This is a genomic window from Pseudomonas sp. DC1.2 (genome assembly GCF_034351645.1).
GTDB lineage: Bacteria > Pseudomonadota > Gammaproteobacteria > Pseudomonadales > Pseudomonadaceae > Aquipseudomonas.
Genome location: NZ_CP133782.1, coordinates 975,838 through 996,202 on the forward strand (window position 1 = coordinate 975,838; position 20,365 = coordinate 996,202).

At 57.4% G+C, this 20,365-nt stretch carries 17 protein-coding genes and 1 pseudogene; 13 read left to right on the forward strand and 5 right to left on the reverse strand.

The window, feature by feature from the left end:
- The first annotated feature begins 10 nt into the window (after positions 1-10).
- The 6 genes from RHM68_RS04305 to RHM68_RS04330 all read left to right on the forward strand — a co-directional run bounded on the left by RHM68_RS04305 (position 11) and on the right by RHM68_RS04330 (position 7,294).
- A complete protein-coding gene (locus RHM68_RS04305; protein ID WP_322220690.1) occupies positions 11-397 on the forward strand; it encodes a CidA/LrgA family protein in 387 nt (128 codons plus the stop codon).
- On the forward strand, positions 387-1,073 hold the full coding sequence (locus RHM68_RS04310; protein ID WP_322220691.1) for an LrgB family protein: 687 nt from the start codon (positions 387-389) through the stop codon (positions 1,071-1,073). Before RHM68_RS04305 ends, RHM68_RS04310 begins: the two co-directional genes overlap by 11 nt.
- 134 nt (positions 1,074-1,207) lie before the next feature.
- Entirely contained in the window at positions 1,208-1,990 is a 783-nt protein-coding gene (locus tag RHM68_RS04315) for a class II aldolase/adducin family protein (RefSeq protein ID WP_322220692.1), read from the forward strand.
- Complete coding sequence (locus RHM68_RS04320) at positions 1,990-2,898, forward strand: alpha/beta hydrolase (protein WP_322220693.1); 909 nt, start codon at positions 1,990-1,992, stop codon at positions 2,896-2,898. The genes RHM68_RS04315 and RHM68_RS04320 overlap by 1 nt, the downstream gene beginning before the upstream one ends.
- A gap of 240 nt (positions 2,899-3,138) precedes the next feature.
- Positions 3,139-4,050 carry an SDR family oxidoreductase gene (locus tag RHM68_RS04325; protein ID WP_322220694.1) on the forward strand — a complete coding sequence of 304 codons (912 nt, stop codon included), beginning with the start codon at positions 3,139-3,141 and terminating at the stop codon, positions 4,048-4,050.
- A gap of 844 nt (positions 4,051-4,894) precedes the next feature.
- On the forward strand, positions 4,895-7,294 hold the full coding sequence (locus RHM68_RS04330) for a dermonecrotic toxin domain-containing protein (protein ID WP_322220695.1): 2,400 nt from the start codon (positions 4,895-4,897) through the stop codon (positions 7,292-7,294).
- 12 nt (positions 7,295-7,306) lie between these two features.
- Here RHM68_RS04330 and RHM68_RS04335 read toward each other — a convergent pair whose 3' ends face one another.
- On the reverse strand, positions 7,307-8,125 hold the full coding sequence (locus tag RHM68_RS04335) for an IclR family transcriptional regulator (RefSeq protein WP_322220696.1): 819 nt from the start codon (positions 8,123-8,125) through the stop codon (positions 7,307-7,309).
- A 165-nt stretch (positions 8,126-8,290) separates the two neighbouring features.
- Between RHM68_RS04335 and hmgA the strand changes: the two genes are divergently transcribed.
- Genes hmgA through RHM68_RS04355 form a run of 4 tightly spaced genes read left to right on the forward strand, consistent with a single transcriptional unit; the run spans position 8,291 to position 12,952 of the window.
- A complete protein-coding gene (hmgA, locus tag RHM68_RS04340) occupies positions 8,291-9,595 on the forward strand; it encodes a homogentisate 1,2-dioxygenase (protein ID WP_322220697.1) in 1,305 nt (434 codons plus the stop codon).
- 3 nt (positions 9,596-9,598) lie between these two features.
- The gene (gene fahA, locus RHM68_RS04345; protein ID WP_322220698.1) at positions 9,599-10,903 is read left to right on the forward strand and encodes a fumarylacetoacetase; all 1,305 of its coding nucleotides are present in this window, start codon (positions 9,599-9,601) and stop codon (positions 10,901-10,903) included.
- 12 nt (positions 10,904-10,915) lie between these two features.
- Positions 10,916-11,554 (forward strand): maleylacetoacetate isomerase, encoded by a 639-nt coding sequence (gene maiA / locus RHM68_RS04350; protein WP_322220699.1) that lies wholly within the window; start codon positions 10,916-10,918, stop codon positions 11,552-11,554.
- A gap of 39 nt (positions 11,555-11,593) precedes the next feature.
- Positions 11,594-12,952: an aromatic acid/H+ symport family MFS transporter gene (locus RHM68_RS04355; protein WP_322220700.1), complete on the forward strand. Its 1,359-nt coding sequence runs from the start codon at positions 11,594-11,596 to the stop codon at positions 12,950-12,952.
- 72 nt (positions 12,953-13,024) lie between these two features.
- Here the strand turns inward: RHM68_RS04355 and RHM68_RS04360 are convergent, their stop codons facing one another.
- Positions 13,025-13,828 (reverse strand): SirB1 family protein, encoded by an 804-nt coding sequence (locus RHM68_RS04360; protein WP_322220701.1) that lies wholly within the window; start codon positions 13,826-13,828, stop codon positions 13,025-13,027.
- A 183-nt stretch (positions 13,829-14,011) separates the two neighbouring features.
- On the opposite strand from RHM68_RS04360, the gene RHM68_RS04365 reads away from it, so the two are divergent.
- The gene (locus RHM68_RS04365; RefSeq protein WP_322220702.1) at positions 14,012-15,031 is read left to right on the forward strand and encodes a Glu/Leu/Phe/Val dehydrogenase family protein; all 1,020 of its coding nucleotides are present in this window, start codon (positions 14,012-14,014) and stop codon (positions 15,029-15,031) included.
- A 177-nt stretch (positions 15,032-15,208) separates the two neighbouring features.
- Here the strand turns inward: RHM68_RS04365 and RHM68_RS04370 are convergent.
- Positions 15,209-15,448 (reverse strand): annotated as a pseudogene (locus tag RHM68_RS04370) (YebG family protein); the annotation flags it as partial.
- Positions 15,449-15,765: 317 nt separating this feature from the next.
- Here RHM68_RS04370 and RHM68_RS04375 point away from each other — a divergent pair.
- Complete coding sequence (locus tag RHM68_RS04375; protein ID WP_322220703.1) at positions 15,766-16,266, forward strand: phosphate-starvation-inducible protein PsiE; 501 nt, start codon at positions 15,766-15,768, stop codon at positions 16,264-16,266.
- On the opposite strand, the gene RHM68_RS04380 is transcribed toward RHM68_RS04375, so the two are convergent.
- The gene (locus RHM68_RS04380) at positions 16,263-16,580 is read right to left on the reverse strand and encodes a DUF3509 domain-containing protein (protein WP_322220704.1); all 318 of its coding nucleotides are present in this window, start codon (positions 16,578-16,580) and stop codon (positions 16,263-16,265) included. The two genes, RHM68_RS04375 and RHM68_RS04380, sit on opposite strands and share 4 nt — an antisense overlap.
- A gap of 826 nt (positions 16,581-17,406) precedes the next feature.
- On the opposite strand from RHM68_RS04380, the gene RHM68_RS04385 reads away from it, so the two are divergent.
- Positions 17,407-17,820, forward strand: a complete 414-nt coding sequence (locus tag RHM68_RS04385; RefSeq protein ID WP_322220705.1) for an HPF/RaiA family ribosome-associated protein — start codon at positions 17,407-17,409, stop codon at positions 17,818-17,820.
- 124 nt (positions 17,821-17,944) lie between these two features.
- Here the strand turns inward: RHM68_RS04385 and fecA are convergent, their stop codons facing one another.
- Positions 17,945-20,278: a TonB-dependent Fe(3+) dicitrate receptor FecA gene (fecA, locus tag RHM68_RS04390; protein WP_322220706.1), complete on the reverse strand. Its 2,334-nt coding sequence runs from the start codon at positions 20,276-20,278 to the stop codon at positions 17,945-17,947.
- Positions 20,279-20,365 lie beyond the last annotated feature (87 nt).

Genomic DNA, 20,365 nt, shown 5'->3' on the forward strand with positions numbered 1-20,365 from the left:
GACCGAAATCATGACTGCATCGACGTTGAAATACCTGGCTCGACTGGTGGCTGAACTCGCGGTGCTGCTGGTCATCTACGCGCTCGGCTGCCAACTCGCTGCTTGGTCGGGTTGGCCGATCCCGGGGGGTGTAATCGGTATGGGGCTGCTGCTGTTGGTGTTTGCTTTGGGCTGGGTCAAGCCAGCGGCAGTGCAACGGGGCGCCGGTCTGTTGATGGCCGAAATGCTGCTGTTTTTTATTCCGGCCTTGATGAGCCTGCTGGATTACGGCGCACTGTTGCGCGACGACGGTTGGCGGATTCTGTTGGTGATTGGCGTCAGTACATTGATGGTGATGCTGGTCACGGCGTTTACGGTGGAGTGGGTCGTGCGCTTGAGGCGGTCCCATGAAGCTTGAGCTGATGCCGGTGTTCTGGCTGGCCTTCACGCTGCTGGCCTACTTGTTCAGTCGCTGGATCTACCGGCGCACGGGCCACTACTTACTGTCGCCGCTGATTCTGGTGCCGATCCTGTTGCTGGCGTTGGCAGTGCCGCTGCACACCGCCTATGCCGAGTACTCCAGCGACACCCATTGGCTGATGGGGGTGCTGGGACCGGTCACTGTCGCGTTTGCGGTGCCGATCTGGCAGCAGCGGCAACTGCTGATGCGCCATTGGTCGGCATTGTTGCTCGGGATGCTGGCGGGGAGTGTGGCGTCCATCGGCAGTTCATTCGGTTTAGCCAAAGCTCTGGCGCTGGACAGCTCCGTAACGTTGTCGCTGCTGCCACGCTCGATTACCACCCCGTTTGCCATGCCGCTGGCTCATGATTTGGGCGGTGTGCCGGAACTCACGGCGGTGTTTGTGATGTTCACCGGAGTGTTTGGCGCGATGCTCGGCGGTGTCTTGCTCAAGTGGCTGCCCCTGCGCAGTGCGCTGGCGCGAGGCGCGTTGTTTGGTGTCGGCGCTCATGGTGCCGGGGTCAGTCGGGCTCATGAGGTGGGCAGCGAAGAAGGCTCGGTGGCGGGTCTGGTCATGGTGTTGACGGGATTGCTCAACCTGTTCGCCGCGCCGTTGTTGACCCTGCTGCTGTGACCGGTATCCAAGGTCTTTGTGTGACTGACTCGCTCGGCCATCAAGCTGGCTGCTAATGCAACTACACGAAGTCCGGTGGCTGGCTAGACTGCTTTCACGTGAGCAAAACAATAAAAATCCAGGAGGTTCTTGCCGTGAGCGTCGCCCCCGTCCAATCGCCACACAGTGTCAAAGACCAGGTCAGTGCCGCCGAGTGGCAGACCCGTATCGATTTGGCGGCGTGCTACCGTCTGGTCGCCCTCCACGGTTGGGATGATCTGATCTTTACGCATATTTCGGCCAAGGTGCCGGGCACTGAAGATTTTCTGATCAACCCGTTCGGGCTGATGTTCCACGAAATCACGGCCTCAAGCCTGGTCAAGGTCGATCAGGCCGGCCATAAGCTGATGGACAGTCCTTACGAGATCAATCCTGCGGGTTACACCATTCACAGTGCCGTACACGAAGTGCGTCACGATGTCGTCTGTGTGCTGCACACCCACACCGCCGCCGGTGTCGCGGTTTCGGCGCAAAAACACGGCGTTCTGCCCATCAGCCAGCAATCGTTGTTCGTGCTGTCGAGTCTGGCCTATCACGCCTACGAAGGCGTTGCACTGAACCACGAAGAGAAGTCGCGCCTGCAAGTCGATTTAGGCGAACACAATTTTCTGATGCTGAACAACCACGGTCTGCTGACCTGTGGTGGCACTATCGCCGACACGTTCCTGATGATGTTCACCTTTCAGCGCGCCTGCGATATCCAGGTGCTGGCGCAAAATGGCGGTGCAGAGCTGATTACCATCGCACCGCCGATTCTGGCAGGTGCCAAGGCAATGATTGCCGGCGTCACCAAAAGTGCTCAAGGGATGGGAGGCGCGTTGGCCTGGCCGGCGCTACTGCGCAAACTCGATAAACAAGACCCGAGTTACAAACTCTAATGCCACTCGCCGAGATTCCTCTGTGTGTCTGGCGCAAACGCGGCCAGACGTTGTTGTTTCGTGGCCAGACCATCCGTTACTGGACGGCGGGGCAGGGTGAGCCGTTGTTGCTGATCCATGGCTTCCCGACCGCCAGTTGGGACTGGCATTACCTGTGGCAGCCGCTTGCCCAGCGCTATCGCGTGATTGCCTGCGACATGCTCGGTTTCGGCGATTCGGCCAAGCCGGTGAACCATGAATACAGCCTGCTCGAGCAAACCGACCTGCAACAGGCGTTGTTGGCGCACCTGAATGTGAGCGTCGAGCAGCCGATACACGTGCTGGCCCACGATTACGGCGACAGTGTGGCTCAGGAATTATTAGCCCGGCATCAAGAAGCGCGCGTTCATATCGCCAGTTGTGTGTTTCTCAATGGCGGATTATTTCCAGAAACCCATCGTCCGGTCCTGGCGCAAAAACTCTTGCTGAGCCCCTTGGGCTGGATGATAGGTCGCGCTTTTACGCGAGATCGACTGGTGAAAAATTTCGGTCAGATCTTCGGCCCCAAGACCCGTCCCACCGAAAGTGAACTGGATGACTTCTGGAGCCTGATCGATAGCAATCACGGGCCTCGTATCATGCACAAACTGATCGGCTATATCCCCGAGCGGCGCGTCCAGCGTGATCGTTGGGTCAGCGCCATGCAGCGTTGCAAAGTGCCGTTGCGGGTGATCGACGGCGAGGTCGATCCGATTTCTGGCGCACACATGGTCACGCGTTATCGAGAGTTGATCCCCAATCCTGACACTGTTCTGCTACCCGGTATCGGCCACTACCCGCAGACCGAGGCTCCGACGCAGGTGCTCAAGCATTACCTGGCGTTTCGCGACCGACTGGAAGCCCCGCCGCGCAAGGTCGCCTGTTCCTGATTGCTTGGCGACCTGAGCTCTAAAACCGCGCTGGTGAGTGCGCTGCGCGGTCGCAGAGCCCCTGAAACCCGTCACCACGACGACTGCCATGACGATTGCTGTGGGGCGATGCACGTCCCTCTTCATCAATCATCCCTGCGCCTTATTGCGCACCATTCAGCCCCACCCTTGTTGATTGTGACTCGCCGTCCCGTGCCCGACACTCCAAGCTATCGTCCCTTGGCCTGTTGGAGTTTTCCCATGAGTGAGTCTGTGCGCTTCGAAGATAAAGTCGTGATCGTCACGGGTGCCGGCGGCGGCCTCGGACGAGCCCACGCATTGCTGTTCGCCAAACACGGGGCCAAGGTGCTGGTGAACGACCTTGGCGGCTCGACTCAGGGCGAAGGCGCCAACGCGTCGGCAGCAGACCGGGTGGTGGCCGAAATCCGCGAAGCCGGCGGCACCGCCGAGGCCAACCACGACTCCGTCACCGATGGCGACAAACTGGTGCAAAACGCCCTCGACGTGTTTGGCCGTGTTGATGTGGTGGTCAATAACGCCGGCATCCTGCGGGACAAGACCTTCCACAAAATGGACGACGCTGACTGGGATCTGGTTTATCGCGTCCACGTCGAAGGCGCGTACAAAGTCACCCGCGCCGCCTGGCCGCACCTGCGCGCACAAAACTACGGACGCGTTATTTTTACGGCTTCGACCTCAGGCATTTATGGCAACTTCGGCCAGTCCAATTACGGCATGGCCAAACTCGGCCTCTATGGCTTGACGCGCACCCTGGCCATCGAAGGCCGCAAGAACAACATTCTGGTCAACGCCATAGCGCCTACCGGCGGCACCCGCATGACCGAAGGTCTTATCCCGCCGCAAGTCTTCGAACAGCTCAAACCGGAACTGGTCAGCCCGCTGGTGGTGTACCTCGCCAGCGAGAGCTGCCAGGAAACCTGCGGGCTGTTTGAAGTGGGCGGTGGCTGGATGGGCAAGGTGCGCTGGGAGCGTAGCCTGGGCGCCGGGTTTGATCCGCGTGTGGGGTTTTCGCCGGAAGAGGTGGCGGCGCATTGGCAGCAGATTTGTGATTTTGAAGGGGCGGTGCATCCGAAGGACAACATTGAAGCGTTGAAGGAAATGATGAGCAATTTGCAAAAATATTCGCTTTAACGTCACTGACGTCGATTCCAGACAATAAAAAAGGCCGCTGCAAACGCAGCGGCCAAGGTAAGACGTTTGATCAGGAGCAATAAATCAACGTCAGTGAACACGGTGTGATGAGCCGAATTTTCGATTCATCTGAAGTCTTTTGCCAATGGCGTGGGGTGATCACTCGCCATCGCTTTCTCGGTAACGGCTGTTTTGACGTGAAAGCCAGGCAAGAGTAAGGGCTTGAGCCAAAAGGAAAAATAGCGATTCGCGACATGCACTGTTACAGATCAGGCAACAGTCCGTTAATGACACCCGACAGGCAGGTCAAGCGAGCGGTATTAAACAGATTGCCCGCCACCAGAGCTAACCGGTTATCTGCGATCAGGTCCTCCAGCGCAGCGTCATAAAACGCATGCATTGGCCCGTAAAGGCTCGCAGCACTCGAAAAAAAGACGGGCAGCTATTAATAGTCCCTGGTAAATCTAATCAATAAATGTCTATGTGTTAGTTGTCGAGTTACATACGGTAAGCATTAAGGTGCTCCTCGTTCATGAACAGTTTTAGGTATGACCTCGGGCGCGCGCGAGTGCTTAACTAAAAGGACGATATAGGCGTTGGTTTGGTGGGCGAATTTTTAACCGGAGCGCTGAAAAACAAGGAAAAATTACTTAAAATTTTTTATGTGCCCAGTATTAAGGTATTGTTTTCGGTCTAGGGCGAATACGTATTCAGTTGTGTACTGGTTAGTTTGGTAAATGGTTGTAATGGATTCCTGGTTTTAATGTTGGCTTGTTATCGCTAGCGTTGCTGCATCAATAAATGGCACTGGGTCATTTTAATCTGAAAGCAGTAGCGGAGTAATATGCAAGATAGAGTTGAGTTGCCGAGTTGGTTGTCGGGTCAGTCTGCAAAAGATTTACAGCGTTATACCGATCTGGAGCAGGCGAATGAGAGGGCCGAGATTGAACTTGGGCGCGAGTTGGCGATTGTCGCTTCTTTGAGAAGTTACGCTAATTATCAAGTCAAACGATGGGTCGCTAGTACGTTCGGTAAAGTTGTTGATCCAGATCAAATTATGACCACCACACATTATGAGTTCAATGTGGGTGGTCGTACCCTTGTACAGGAAGACAAACGAACATTGACCGAGCTGGCATTGTTTGGTGTGCATGATTCTAACAACAGCTTCACGGTGTTGTACGAAGGGAGTCAGATCCCCAGTGGTGTGAACTTCCGCGGTTTGGACGCCTGGCTAGGAAGTGTAAATTTACGCTCGACATTTTGGGCTGCGCTGTTTGAGCGCTTCAAAGATCCTAAGGTTCGAATGGCCTTAATGGAGTCGCTGGGCACACGTATTGCGCTCACTGTCTTCAGTGCAAAACTGCAGGGGCATATTAACGACAGTGATCTGGCAATGGTCGAACGCTCCAATCTCGGAGATCCAGCCTATGCCCCGCAGGCCTACTATCTTCCGAACTGCGACTCCAGTCTCAAGGACGTGATGGTATTTGCTCGTAAAAACGATCCCCGAAGCGACTTTGTGTTGTACGCCCCCGACTCGCCTGGCGGCCAAGACTGGTATTCGTTTCCAAGTGAGCGAGCGTTGGAGTTCGCATTACTCGGTTGGAGTGAGACTGATGAGGGGTTGGAGTATTTGGTTCAACAAAATATGCCAGGTGATCGGGCCACGGCTAGAAAATACCTCAGGCATTTACAACAACTTCCTAGTGCCATGGAGAAAGGCTATTTCAATGCGTGGGATAACACGTCAGAAGGTGTTTTGGGCCAGTTGATTAGTTATCGTATTGATTGGGATCTGGCACAGCAAAGTACGGTCGATCCGCGAAATTTCAGGCGTGGGCCAGCTATTTATCGTCAATATTTTGCACGGTTTGATACGGAGCTTAAAGCGCTGTATACCGTTGAAACCCGAGACGCTGGTTTTTTGAGTTATGAAAAGTTCACCTATGAGTTGACCAAAAAGACTATCGAAAATATTTTGAACCAGCGTGGCGAAAGGGTTGAAGTCGATCCGGATCTGGTGGTTATCGAATTTGACGCGGAAGATCATGAGTCGATGACATCCGTTATTACCCGAGAGAGGCCCTTCTATGCGAACGAGCCTTCACGGGGTGCCGCCGAGACGTATCCACGGTTCTCTCTGGCCGAAGGACATCCTGCCGTTAAGACGCTTAATATTTTTGAATTGGCCAGTGTGTCCCGAAGCTTGCGTGCCGGTGAAAAATACATCGATATGTTGCGCTCGGTTGTTCTGAATGAACAGGAGCAGGGGTACCACTTCAGGCGCAGTGTTTATCATCAAAGGCAGTTGGTTGAGATGCAGCGGGCTAATCTCAGCGAGTATTTTCACGGCCGAATTTCAGAAGAACAGATGCACTGTTGCAAGGAGCTAATCATATCTTTGAGTACTCGGGATCTTCGCCTGACGCATCCATTGGGGGATGCCCCGGTTGAGGACAACAGTGTTTATCAGTTCCATCTTGGGCATCGACGTCCGGTGCTGGGTGTCTATGTTTTTCGGTGCAAAATTGACGCGGTGGTCGAGGATTGGTTGTATACGCCTCAGTCCCCCGATGGCATATGGTTTCGCCGCCTCAAAGAGTTTGACGCGTCAGTACGGACTCACGGGCTGGGTAGCTACTACCTCGAGCGCGTCGCTTACACCGATCAAAAGGCTGTCATCAAATATTTTTCCGAGTTGGAAGCGTCCAGTGAAAAGCTGCCGTCGCCTAAGTTACAGATTAGTAGTCGCGTCCGGGATTTCCCGGCGGCCTATCGTCAAATGGTCTTGCGCATCATTGATGATGTGGACGCTCAAACCACCAGCCTCGGGGAGATCATTGCGCAATTAGTCTATGACAACGTCATTCTTGCGGCACAAGTCATCAGCATGGTGATCCCGCCTGTCGGGTTGGTAGTGAGCGCTGTAACTATTACTAAAAATATTTTGGATGGCGCTCAGGCTTATCACAATGGAGATGATCGTTTAGCCTTTGGTCACTTCAGGGATGCGCTAATTGCACTTGTGACGCTAGGTTATGGGCAGTACAAAAAACTCGGCATCCAGGCCATCACCAACACTCAAAAAACGCTGATCGGCCTGGCGGGGGATGCGAAAACAGTAGCGAGTCTGTATTCCTCGGCGACCGGGCAAAAGGTTCCTCATCAGTTGCTGCTGGAAATTGTCCAGGACGTTCTGGCACAGGGCGACACGGGGAAGAGCACGACCACGGTGCATTGATCCGGCGGCCGATTAATCGATGAGTCGGCCAGTCACTGCGGCGCACTCATACCCCATTCGCCAACTCACGGCCCGCGTCGCCGCCAGCAATCGCTGAGCCGCCGGGCCGTTTTCGTCGGCGTGAAACAATGAGGTCGGGCCGACAATGGTCATGACCGCTGCCACGTGACCAACAGCGTTAAACACCGGTGCCGACAAGGCGTCCACGCCCGGCATCAATAACCCATGAACATGATGCAGACCGCGCTCGCGGATCTGTTCGCACAACGCGGTGTAGACCTGATCGTCAGATAACGCATGGACGCTGGCGGTTTGCAGCTCTTGCGCGCGCAAGTCCAGCGTTTCGCGTTCGGGCAGAAAGGCGCCAAACACCAGCCCCGTCGACGAACTCAGCAATGGCAACACCGAACCCAGTTGGGTCACGACCGTCACCGCACGTATTGCCGGTTCGATGTGGACCACCGTGGCGCCTCGATTGCCCCATACCGCTAAAAAGCAGGTTTCGTTCAGTTCGTCCCGCAGTTCGGCCAACGGCAGAGCGGCGAGTTTCAGCACGTCCATACTGTTGAGTGCCGCAAGCCCTACACGCAGGGCCTCGCGGCCGAGTCCGTAGTGGTTGGTGGCGCTGTTTTGCTCGGCGAAGCCGCTGGCGATCAAAGCCTGCAAGTAGCGGTGCACCTTGCTCGCGGGCATTTGCACGTGTTCGGCCAAGCGCGACAACGAGGTAGAGGGCGATAACTCGGCCAGTGCCTTGAGGATGTCAGTGCCGACCTCGGCCGAGCGGACTTTCTGCTTACCGTTACTGTTGTTGCTGCTACGCGGCTTTTCCATGAAGGCAGTGTGATCCCGGGACGAATGGGCGTCTTTATAGCTTGACGGTCAATACCAATCAAATTACGTTGTGCGTAATTGGATTACGATAAAAATAACCCAGGCGTGCCGAGACCTCTGCAACAGAGCGACAGGCCATTGCTTACTCCCTGTTCAGGAGGCTCCATGAACCTCGATTCAACGGCGCCAACGCTGGTTTATCTGTCCGGCTTTGGCAACGAATTCAGCAGCGAAGCGTTGCCCGGCGCACTGCCCATCGGCCAGAACTCCCCGCAAAAAGCCCCTTATGGCCTTTACACCGAATTGTTCTCCGGTACCGCATTCACGATGGTCCGCAGCGAAGCGCGCAGGACCTGGATGTACCGGATTCAGCCGTCAGCCAATCACCCGGCATTCGTCAAACTTGATCGACAACTGGCTGGCGGTCCGTTGGGTGAAGTTACCCCCAATCGTCTGCGCTGGAACCCATTGGAGATGCCTGAGGAACCGACCGATTTCATCGATGGGCTGGTGAGCATGGCCGCTAACTCGAGCGCTGAAAAGCCGTCCGGCATCAGCATTTATACCTACCGTGCCAACCGCTCTATGGAGCGGGTGTTCTTCAACGCCGATGGCGAGTGGCTGGTGGTGCCGGAGCTGGGCCGTCTGCGCATCGCCACCGAGCTGGGGGTGCTGGAGCTGGAACCGCTGGAAATCGCTGTGCTGCCACGCGGCCTGAAATTCCGTATCGAGCTGATTGACTCTAACGCTCGTGGCTACCTCGCCGAAAATCATGGTGCGCCGCTGCGCCTGCCAGACCTCGGGCCCATCGGCAGCAACGGCTTGGCCAATCCGCGTGATTTTCTGACGCCGGTGGCTCATTACGAAAACCTTAAACAACCGACCACGCTGGTGCAGAAGTTTCTTGGCCAGTTGTGGGGTTGCGAGCTTGATCATTCACCGCTGAACGTAGTGGCCTGGCACGGTAACAACGTGCCGTATAAATATGACCTGCGCCGTTTCAACACCCTCGGTACGGTCAGTTTCGATCATCCGGATCCGTCGATTTTCACGGTCCTGACGTCGCCGACCAGCGTTCACGGTTTGGCCAATCTGGACTTCGTGATCTTCCCTCCGCGCTGGATGGTGGCCGAGAACACCTTCCGCCCACCCTGGTTTCACCGCAACCTGATGAACGAGTTCATGGGCCTGATCCAGGGTGCCTACGACGCTAAAGCTGAAGGCTTCGTGCCCGGCGGTGCGTCGTTACACAGCTGCATGAGTGCCCACGGTCCTGATGGCGAAACTTGCACCAAGGCTATCAACGCCGAGCTCGCACCGGCAAAGATCGACAACACCATGGCCTTCATGTTTGAGACCAGCCAAGTTTTGCGTCCGAGCCGTTTTGCCCTTGATTGCCCGCAACTGCAAAATAATTACGATGCCTGCTGGGCCTCGCTGCCCACCACTTTCGACGCGACCCGGAGATAACTCATGACTCAGACTTCCGCCCTGCTTAGCTGGGTTGCCTCTGCCAACGGTCACGCCGACTTCCCGCTGCAAAACCTGCCCCTGGGCGTGTTCAGCGTGAAGGGCGCTGCGCCCCGCAGCGGTGTGGCCATTGGCGAACACATTTTCGATCTCGAAGCGGCGCTGGATGCCGGCCTGTTCGACGGTGCCGCGCGAACGACGGTTGAAGCCACCCGTGGTGGGCAACTGAATGCATTCTTCGAACTGGGCCGCGACGCTCGCGTTGCCCTTCGCGAACGCCTGCTTGAACTGCTGAAACAGGGCAGCACCCTGCGCGGCAAAATCGAAGCCCAGGGTGCAACGCTGCTGCCACTGGCGGCGGATTGCACGATGCACCTGCCGGCGAAAATCAACGACTACACCGACTTCTACGTCGGCATTGAACACGCACAAAATGTCGGCAAACTGTTCCGTCCCGACAACCCGCTGTTGCCGAACTACAAGTACGTGCCGATCGGCTACCACGGCCGCGCCTCAACCATTCGCCCGTCCGGCACCGAGGTACGTCGACCGAAAGGCCAGACCCTGCCGGCAGGCCAGACCGAGCCAACGTTTGGTCCGTGCGCGCGCCTGGACTATGAATTGGAGCTGGGTATCTGGATCGGTCAGGGCAACGCCATGGGCGACTCGATCGCTATTGGCGAGGCAGCGGATCATATCGCCGGTTTCTGCCTGCTCAACGACTGGTCGGCACGGGACATTCAGGCCTGGGAATACCAGCCGCTGGGGCCGTTTTTGTCGAAGAGCTTTATCACCAGCATTTCGCCATGGGTGGTCACCGCCGAGGCGCTTGAACCGTTCCGTCGCGCTCAACCGGCGCGCCCGCAAGGTGATCCTCAGCCGCTGTCGTACCTTTTCGACACTCGCGATCAAGCCACGGGCGCTTTTGACATCGAACTGGAAGTGCTGCTGCTGACCGAAACCATGCGTCAGCAAAACCTGCCCGCCGAACGCCTGACACTCAGCAACACCCAGCACATGTACTGGACCGTGGCGCAGCTGGTGGCGCACCACAGCGTCAACGGTTGCCAGTTGCAAGCCGGTGACCTGTTCGGCTCCGGCACCTTGTCCGGTCCTGAAAGTGGCCAGTTTGGCAGCCTTCTGGAAATCACCGAGGGCGGTAAAAAGCCAATTCAATTAGCCTCGGGTGAAGTGCGCAAGTTCCTGGAGGATGGCGACGAAGTTATCCTGCGCGCTCGATGCCGCCGCGACGGTTTCGTCTCCATCGGTTTTGGCGAATGCCGTGGCACCGTGCTGTCGGCGCGTTAAGAGGACTGCGTCATGGAACTCTATACCTACTACCGTTCGACGTCGTCTTACCGGGTGCGCATCGCCTTGGCGCTCAAAGGTCTGGACTACCAGGCCCTGCCGATCAACCTGATTTCGCCGCCGGGTGGCGAGCACCGGCAGCCGCCGTACCTGTCCGTCAACCCGCAAGGTCGAGTGCCGGCGTTGCGCACTGACGAAGGCGAGTTGCTGATTCAGTCACCGGCGATCATCGAATACCTGGAAGAGCGTTATCCACAGGCACCGCTGCTGTCCAAGGCCCTTGCCGCTCGGGCTCACGAGCGCGGTGTCGCGGCGGTGATGGGGTGCGACGTGCATCCACTGCACAACGTGAGTGTGCTCAATAAACTGCGCGAGTGGGGGCATGCCGAACCTCAGGTCGTGGAGTGGATCGGCCACTGGATCAGCCAAGGGCTGGCGACGGTGGAGCAGTGTGTGGGTGATCAAGGGTATTGCTTTGGTCCTCAGCCTGGGCTGGCAGAGGTTTATTTGATCCCGCAGTTGTACGCGGCTGAACGCTTCAATATTCCACTTGAAGCGTATCCACGCATTCGCCGGGTTGCAGCGTTGGCCGCGGCACACCCGGCCTTCATCAAGGCGCATCCGGCAAACCAGCCTGACACCCCGCAGTAACGCTGCATAAAACTATAAAAACAAAACAGGTACCTTGCGATGCACAACCAGATTGCCAGCTTTCGGGCGGCACTCGACGCCCGTCCTGTGTCCCGTTATCAGTGGTTACTCCTTTTGTTGCTGGCGTTGTTGCTGGTGACCGATGGTTATGACGCACAAGTTCTGGGCTATGTGGTGCCCGCCCTGGCCCAGGACTGGGGCCTGGAAAAAGCCGCGTTCGGTCCGGTGTTCAGCGCCAACCTGCTGGGCCTGACGCTGGGCTCGCTGGCGGTGACACCGTTGGCTGATCGCTTCGGTGTGCGACGGATTCTGCTGTGCTGCGTGTTGATCTACGCCTGCCTCACTGTGTTGATGGTCTTCGCTGACTCCCTGAACACGCTGATGGCCGCCCGTTTCATTTGCGGCATCGGCATGGGCGGGGCGATGCCGAGCGCTATGGCGTTGATGTCGGAATATTCACCACCGCGTCTGCGGACCTTGATGGTGACCCTGGCCGCCTGCGGATTTTCCTTGGGCGGGGCGGCGGGCGGATTTGTCGCCGCCGGGTTCATCGACCGTTTTGGCTGGCAGGCGGTGTTCCTCGCGGGCGGTGTCACGCCGTTGCTGTTGTTCCCCTTTCTGGCCTGGTTTCTGCCCGAGTCTTTACCGCGTCTGTTGCGTGATGCGCCGCCTTATGCACGGTTGCGTAAAGTCACGGCGCACATGCTGCCTGATTGGCAACCGCCCGCCGTGTCGATGGCGCAAAACCAGCAGGAGCACGGCAGCAACTTGACGGTAGTGGAGCTGTTCCGTAACGGCTATGCACGGCCGACCTTGCTGATCTGGGCAACTTTTTTCGTCAGCTTGATTCTGCTGTATTTCATGATCAGTTGGCTGCCGTCGCTGTTGCTGGAAAGTGGCTTGAGTCTCAATGAGGCTAATCTGGTGACCTCGATGTTCCTGTTCGCGGGGACTGTCGGCGCCATCTGCATGGCCTGGTTTGCCGACCGCCTCAAAAGCAAGGTGCGACTGCTGTCGTGCGTGTTGGCCGCGGCGGCGGTGTGTACGATTCTGCTGGGCCTAAACCATGACAATCCCCGTTATCTGGTGGCCAGTGTGTTTGCCGCCGGGTTCTGCATCATCGGCGGGCAACTGACCCTCAACGCATTCACCAGTAATTTTTACCCGGCTCAGGTGCGCGCCACGGGGACCGGCTGGGCACTGGGTGTGGGGCGTTTCGGTTCGATCCTCGGCCCCTTGTTTGGCGGCCTGTTACTGGCGATGCACCTACCGGTGCAGCAGATTTTTTTCTTCTGTGCGATTCCAGCGGTCATTGCGGCGTTATTCATCATTCAGGTGCGTTCGCCCGGCGATGCAACTCCGGCTGCTTTTGGGCAGAAGGCTGTTCACGATGCCTGAGAAAAAACGCGTATTTTTCTACGGGGCCGAGGCGCCTGCATCAAGAGCCGACAGGCTCACACGGGCACACGATCAGTGGACAACGGAGTTGGGCGGCAGGTGCCCCAATCGTTCAGTCAGGCGAAGCCGCTGGATCGGGTCGTCGCTGAGCAGCAGCGCATGTTCCAGGTCAAAGCGCTCGGCGTTCGGGCAATCCAGACGCTGATAGAGGCTGGCCCTGGCGAGGTAATCGGCCGCGTTGGCGTTGCCCAGTTCCAACACTCGTTCGGCATCCACCAGGGCGCCAATATAGTCCTCGTGGGACAAGTGCAATTGGCGCAGGTTACGCGACAGGCGTTGCAGCATGTGCGCCGGCTCTGCCGTCAGCAGATGTTCGGTGCCCAGTTTCAGGTTCGGTCCGTACTGGCGTTGCAGCAGCTCGCGGCAATCGTTTGGATAAAGACGGCGTCCACCGCACGGGTCTAGCAGATGATCGGCGCCGGGTACCCGCAGCAGGAAATGCCCCGGAAAATTGACGCCGACCATCGGGATCTCCAGGCGCCGGGCCAGTTCCAGAGCAATCAGTCCCAACGACAGCGGCTGACCCCGCTTGCGCTCCAATACTTTATTGATCAGTGCCACCTGCGGGCGCAACGGCGTGAAGTCGTCCTGGGCGAATCCGAGGTCATTCATGCGGCGCAACAAGGGCTGGGCCAACTCGCTGACGGGCAGCATCGGCAGGCCACAACTGACCCGTTGTTGCAGGTCCTTGAAGTTAGCCAGCAGCGCCTCGGGATCGACCTGAAGGTCGTGCTCGACCGCAATCCACAGCGCCGCCTCAAACAGAGCGGGTGGTGAACGTTGCAGACAATCGAAAAAACGTTGGCGCGGGGTCATCAAAATCTCCGGGCAATGCCTCGTTTTAGCCCGGTCACCGGCATTCGTCCAGTGCTGTACACATCCCGTCGCAGGTTATGTCCGAATGCCTGTTTCGCGGTCGCGCTTATTCCGGTGCGCTCCAGCAAATTTTGGGTGCGCGCCTATACTGGCGACTACAAGAAGTGATTCGGGAGGTCGACGATGTTCGCTCTCATGCAAAGCACTCGCCTTGAGTCGCTCCACCTGAGCGTCGACCCGGCCACCGGGTTGAGGGCGGTCATTGCCATTCATAACAGCCGCTTGGGGCCTGCCCTGGGAGGATGCCGCTACCTTGCCTACCCTTCAGACGAATCTGCCGTCGAGGATGCTGTGCGCCTGGCTCAGGGCATGAGTTACAAGGCGGCGCTGGCGGGTCTGGCCCAGGGCGGCGGCGTTGCAGTGATTGTGCGTCCCGTGCATGTGGAAAACCGTGCCGCGCTGTTCGAAGCGTTCGGACGCTGCATCAATCAACTCGACGGTCGCTATATCACCGCTATCGACAGTGGGACTTCGGTGGCGGACATGGATTGCATTGCCCAACAGACTCAACACGTCACCAGCACCACCTCGGCGGGCGACCCGGCACCGCATGCCGCCATGGGCGTGTTCGCCGGTATTCGCAGTACCGCGATGGCCCGCCTTGGCAGTGATAACCTCGAAGGCCTGCGCGTGGCCATTCAGGGACTGGGCAATGTTGGTTATGCGTTAGCCGAGCAATTGCATGCCGCCGGGGCCGAATTGCTGGTCAGCGACATCGATCATGGCAAGGTGCAACTGGCCATGGAGCAACTGGGCGCCCACCCGATCGCCAATGACGCATTGCTCAGTACCCCGTGTGACATTCTTGCGCCGTGCGGCCTGGGGGGTGTGCTCAATAGCCATACGGTGACGCAATTGCGTTGCTCGGCGGTGGCCGGGTCGGCGAACAACCAACTGACTCACCTGGACGTCGCTGATCAACTCGAACGGCGGGGCATTCTGTATGCGCCAGACTACGTGATCAATGCCGGCGCGTTGATCTATGTTTCGCTCAAACATCGTGGGGAAGCGTTATCGACCATTACGGCGCATCTTTCAAAAATCAGCTCACGGCTGACCGAGGTCTTCGCTCACGCTCAGGCTGAAAAACGCTCACCGGCGCGAGTGGCAGATGAGTTGGCCGAGAGGGTGTTGTATCGGTGAGTTGATGCCTGCAGGCATTAAAAAGGCCCTGAGCCATTTGACTCAGAGCCTATTCAATTCGGGCGTTGCTTATTTGGCGGGCTTTGCTGCTTTCGCAGGTTTGGCCTGAGCGTCGGCGTCTGCTGCCTCGGCAGGTTCGGCGACAAAAGGTTCAGCGACTTCGGCGGGGGCGGTGAGCAATTCGGACAATGCGTCCGGCTGGCTCTTGAACGCCTTGGCGAACACATCGCGGTTTTTCGCCATGTAGATCCCTGCTTCTTCCACTTGCTGTTCGGTCAGTGACGGAACAGCTTTTTGCAACACTTCAGCCAGCAATTCAGCCAGTTCGAGCATTTTGTCATGACGGTCAGCTTCGGCTTTATCCATGAACAAGCGCTCCAGATCTCGGCTGCTGCGGTATACCACTTCGACGGCCATTCACCACCTCACATGCCTTCACATTAAGTTGTCTTTGCGACTACTGTATTTATATACAGCTAAAAGGATAAGCGAATCCTTGCCTTTTGGGTAGTGGCTTTTCAATGTAGACCGAATTTGGCGTTTGTCAGGTGGACGGGGTCGCTCAAATCGCGAACAGGCTGGCTCCTACAAAGGGTGCGACCAAACGCCACGGCGCGGGTTTTCGGGCATCTGGCCATCATGTGCAGGCCGCCTCTGGCCTTTTTTCTGCATGCCGAACGATCGTCACGTCCAACCGGCATCATCTGCTCGCATCGAGCTAAGGAAGAATCATCGTGAAAATCAATTGGGCCGAAAACCTGCGGCAGAACGTTCATCAACTGGCCGAGTCCCTGGGCAACCTGTTCGTCGAGACATTCCACTACATGGCACTGTTTGCCATCGGCGCCGTCACCGCTTGGGCCGCGGTCATGGAGTTTTTGCAGATGATCGAGGCGGGGCACATCAAGATCGATGACATCCTGCTGCTGTTCATCTATCTGGAACTGGGGGCGATGGTCGGGATTTACTTCAAGACCAACCACATGCCGGTGCGCTTCCTGATTTACGTCGCGATCACTGCGTTAACGCGGCTGCTGATCTCCAACGTGTCGCACCACAACCCGCCCGATATCGGCATCATCTACCTGTGTGGCGGTATTTTGCTGCTGGCGTTTTCGATCTTGGTCGTGCGCTATGCGTCGTCGCAATTTCCCTCAGTAAAAATTGCACACCCGCAACGCAAAATTGGTGCGGGTTCCGGTGAGCATCCCGAGGTTGAGAAGGGCGAGCTTTAAAACCCCATGTAGGGTCGTGAGTGGCCTTTGATTTGAGGCGGTGGCAGTCTGGAATTGTCGCCGTCGGTCATGGCTTCGAGGATCGCCATGGCGCTGTGACCCTGTTCGATGGCGATGCCGAATTGAATACTTTGAACCAGGCGCTTGAGGCGCTTGGGGTCATTACGTTGTTCGGCGCTGATCATGCGTTTCGCGACTACGCGGCCACTGGTGGAAAGGGTCAGCATGATGCTGCCGTCCAGACCCTGAATGCTCAGGTTGATCTGATAGTCCGGTGCAAATGCATCGGTAATAAGCTGAAAAGGGTTGTCCATAATGCGTCACCGCTTGGTTAAACCTGCAATTGTTGACCAGCCATGATCGGGTTGGTTCTCAATCCCAGACCATCGGCGTTCCATGTTCATGCGCTTTCATCCGTGTCACAGGGGACATAGCAAGGGGCATGCCGGGAAAAGTGTCGAACAATAAACGCGGCAAAAAAGAGGCGGACCCTGCGGTCCGCGTTCTTTTTGCCTGCCCGTTTCGGGGCATGAATGAGGTAACGATCGCCGACGGTGCAAGCAAAACGATCAGGCCCCTTCGCTGTGTAACTTTCTAAATTGCGAAAAGTTCTGGCGGTTGAGAAGCGGTGGATAGGTTGGTTTTAGCCTCTCCCTAGACCGGCTGGCGTTTAACGGCACAGGCACCTGTTGGGGGTACATCGGGTGGCGACCTGTCCAATAAACGGGGCTCAAAAGGAGTTTGAGCCTGGTCAAGAATGAGTGGGATAAAAGAAAAGCCGCAAGGATTGAGGCTGGAACGCTGACCGACTATTTGATCGGTCACCAGAGCGACAAGTGGATGCGAGCTCTGGCAGGACATCCCTTTAAGTGCGATGCCCCCTGAAACCGTTGGGCTCAGCGCTTGCCGGTGCAGCAGCAGACAGGCGTAATTGTGACAAACAGTCGAGGCGACCCAACTCCCGACCTTAACAGCGCTTTTGGCCGTTGTCCGGCTTTTTCTGCGAATCAACATTTATCTTTTTTTAGGGGTTGAAATGTTTGGCGAGCAGACCGATTGTGTAAGTAAGAGGTCACGGTGATGACGCCCAAGGGCTAGCCGACCGGCCTCTCGCGAGCTAGCTGAAATAAGGGATGAACTATGCAAATCCAAGTCAATAGCGATAACCATATTCAAAGCAGCATCCGACTGGAGGAGTGGGTACGTACTACCATTGAGAGCACGCTCGAACGTTACGAAGAGGATCTGACCCGCGTTGAGGTTCACCTGCGGGACGAGAACGGCGATAAGCCCGGACCGCACGATATGCGCTGCCAGCTGGAAGCGCGGCCTAAAGGTCACCAACCGATTTCCGTGACCCATAAAGCCGACACCCTGGAACAGGCCATCGACGGGGCAGCCACCAAGCTTGAACATGCACTGGATCACCTGTTTGGCAAACTGCGTGGCAAGCCTCGTGCTGCTGCGGTGGTGCCGATCGAAGCGGGGGCCCATGCTGACGTGTTGTTGGAAGAGGAGTTTCTCGAAAACGAACAGGCTGCACAAAACGGCTGATAGCTAATCCGGTTTTTACCTTCCACCATTGAACACGGGTCTGCAATTGCAGGCCCGTTTTGGTTTCAGCGTTTAGCGTTTTTCTCAGTGCAAGGACGTCCTGCCTTCACGTCCGGGTGAGTGATCAAAACGCTACCGAGGTCTGCACATAAACTGTTCGTGGTTCACCCACATACTTGCCCTTGTTGTTGTCATCGAACGATCGTGTGAAGTACTGGTGGTTAAGGATATTTTTTACCCCGACGGCCACCGTCAAATCCGATAGTTTTGGCCCGAAGTCATACGCCGCGCGGCTACTGAACAACATGTAGCCAGGGATCTTGCCCGTGCTGCCATCAGCACTTTGGGCCGTGGTGTTAGCGTTGTCGGCGAATTGGTCACTCTGGTAGCTGCTGTCCAGGTTCAATTTCCACGCGCCCTCGGTGTAACCAACGCCCAGCGTGCCTTTGTGTTTCGACGAGAACGGCACACGATTGCCCTTGTTCGGTCCGTCTTCGCGGATGGACGCGTCTACATAGGCGTAGGTGGCGTACACATCGAAACCGGCCAGGGCCGGGTTCAAGTCATCGAGGGCATAGTTAACACTGGTCTCGATACCTTGATGACGTGTCTCGCCTCGGGCGATGACCGAGTCGGTGGTCTGATTGCTTTCATATTGGTTATCGAAATTAATCAGGAACGCACCGATCTCCGCGCGCAACGCGCCGTTGTCGTATCGGGTGCCCAGCTCCCAGGTGCGAGCCTTCTCTGGTTTGACTTCACCGCTGGTCACCCGGTTAGGCATCTGGCTGTATTGCACACTGCCGAACGAGCCCTCGGTGTTGGCATAGAGGTTCCAACTGTCGGTCAGGTGATAAAGCACGTTCAGCGCCGGCAGCGCGGTGTTGTAGTCGCCCTTGTACTTGACGTTGGTCAGGTTGTTGGTCTGCTGCGACGAGATCATTTCGTAGCGTATGCCGGGGGTCAGGGTCCATTTGCCGATATCGATCCGGTCGTCGACGAAGAAGGCATTGGCCTCGGTGCCGCCCCGGGTGTCCCGGTCGTTGCGGCTGTCGGTGGTCGGGTATTGGTTGCTGGCAATGGGCGTGCGGTAGCGCAATTCGTGGCCGGCCTCGTTGATGTAGCGATAGCCGACGCCCACTTCATGGCTGGACGGGCCGATATCGAAGCCTTGGGCCAAACGGGTTTCCAGACCGCGCACCCAATACTCGCGAGGTGACAGCGAGAGGAAGGTGCCCTGGTCCAGATAACCGCTGCGCAGGGTTTTGGTGAAGAAGGTGTTGGCGGTGAACTCGCGGCGATCTTCCTGATAGCGATAGCCGAAGTTGAACATCGTCCGGCGCCCCCAGAACTGGTCTTTGGGGCGGGTCGATTGGTATGGATCGGCGTTGTAATCGGCAACGTTCAGGCCGCCGGGCATGTCCGCCTTGCCTTCGTAGTACTGGGCCATGGTGTTGAAGCTGTTGGCGTCGTCGAGCTGATAGTTGCCTTTGAGGATCAGGTCGTCGATTTGTGTGTCGCTGTGTTCGCGCCAGTCGCCACCGCGCGTGCCCGAATACAGCAGCGCGCCGCCCATACCGTTGTCGGCGGTGCCGCCGGCCAGCAAGCTGCCGGTGGTCTTGAAACCGTCCTGGCTGGAGGACGGGCTGGTCTCGGTCTGGAAACCACCTTTGACGGTCGGCTCATCGGGGATGGCTCGGGTCACGAAATTGACCACGCCGCCGACGTTCTGCGGTCCGTAACGGACTGCACCGCCGCCACGCACCACGTCAACGGCGTCCAGGTTGCCCATGCTGATGGGCGCGAACGACAGTTGTGGCTGGCCGTAAGGCGCGAAGGGCACCGGAATGCCGTCCATCAGCACGGTCGAGCGTGAAGCCAGGCGCGGGTTGAGCCCGCGAATGCCGAAGTTTAATGCCATGTCATGGCTGCCGGTGCCGTTGTTGTCCGGCGCATTGACCCCTGGGATGCGGTTGAGCACATCCTTGGCCTGGGTCGCACCCTGACGTTCGAAGTCTTCGCGTCGGATGACATCGCGAGCCCCTGGGTGCTCGAAGACATTGGTTTGCGCGGCATCGCCGAGCCAGTCACCGACGACGGTTGAGGTGCTCAGTTCCAGCGCGGCGCTGCCCGCGGGTTGCAGGCTGTAGGCATTGTTACCCTCGGTCCGAGCTTGCAGGCCGGTGCCTTCGAGCAAGGCGTTCAACCCTTGCTCAGTGCTGTAGTCGCCTTCCAGGCCACGGCTCTGCAACCCGCTGGTGAGGTGTGAACCAAAGGAAATCAGTACGCCGGCTTCACGGCCAAACTGGTTGAGGGCATTTTCCAGTGAGGACGGCGCGATATGGTAAGGCCGGGTGTCGGCAGCGTATGCCAGCGGCAGGGCGCCGAAGCTCAGGCTGGCGCCCAGCAAGAGTTGGCGCAGCGTTCTTGCCAGCGGGGTAAGGTGAATGAGGTGCATGGGTGACGATCCTGAGGAGGTGGAATCAAGGGGGCTTTCCTTCTCTGTCACGCCAGATCTGAAAAACGGCTCACGTATTGCCAATAA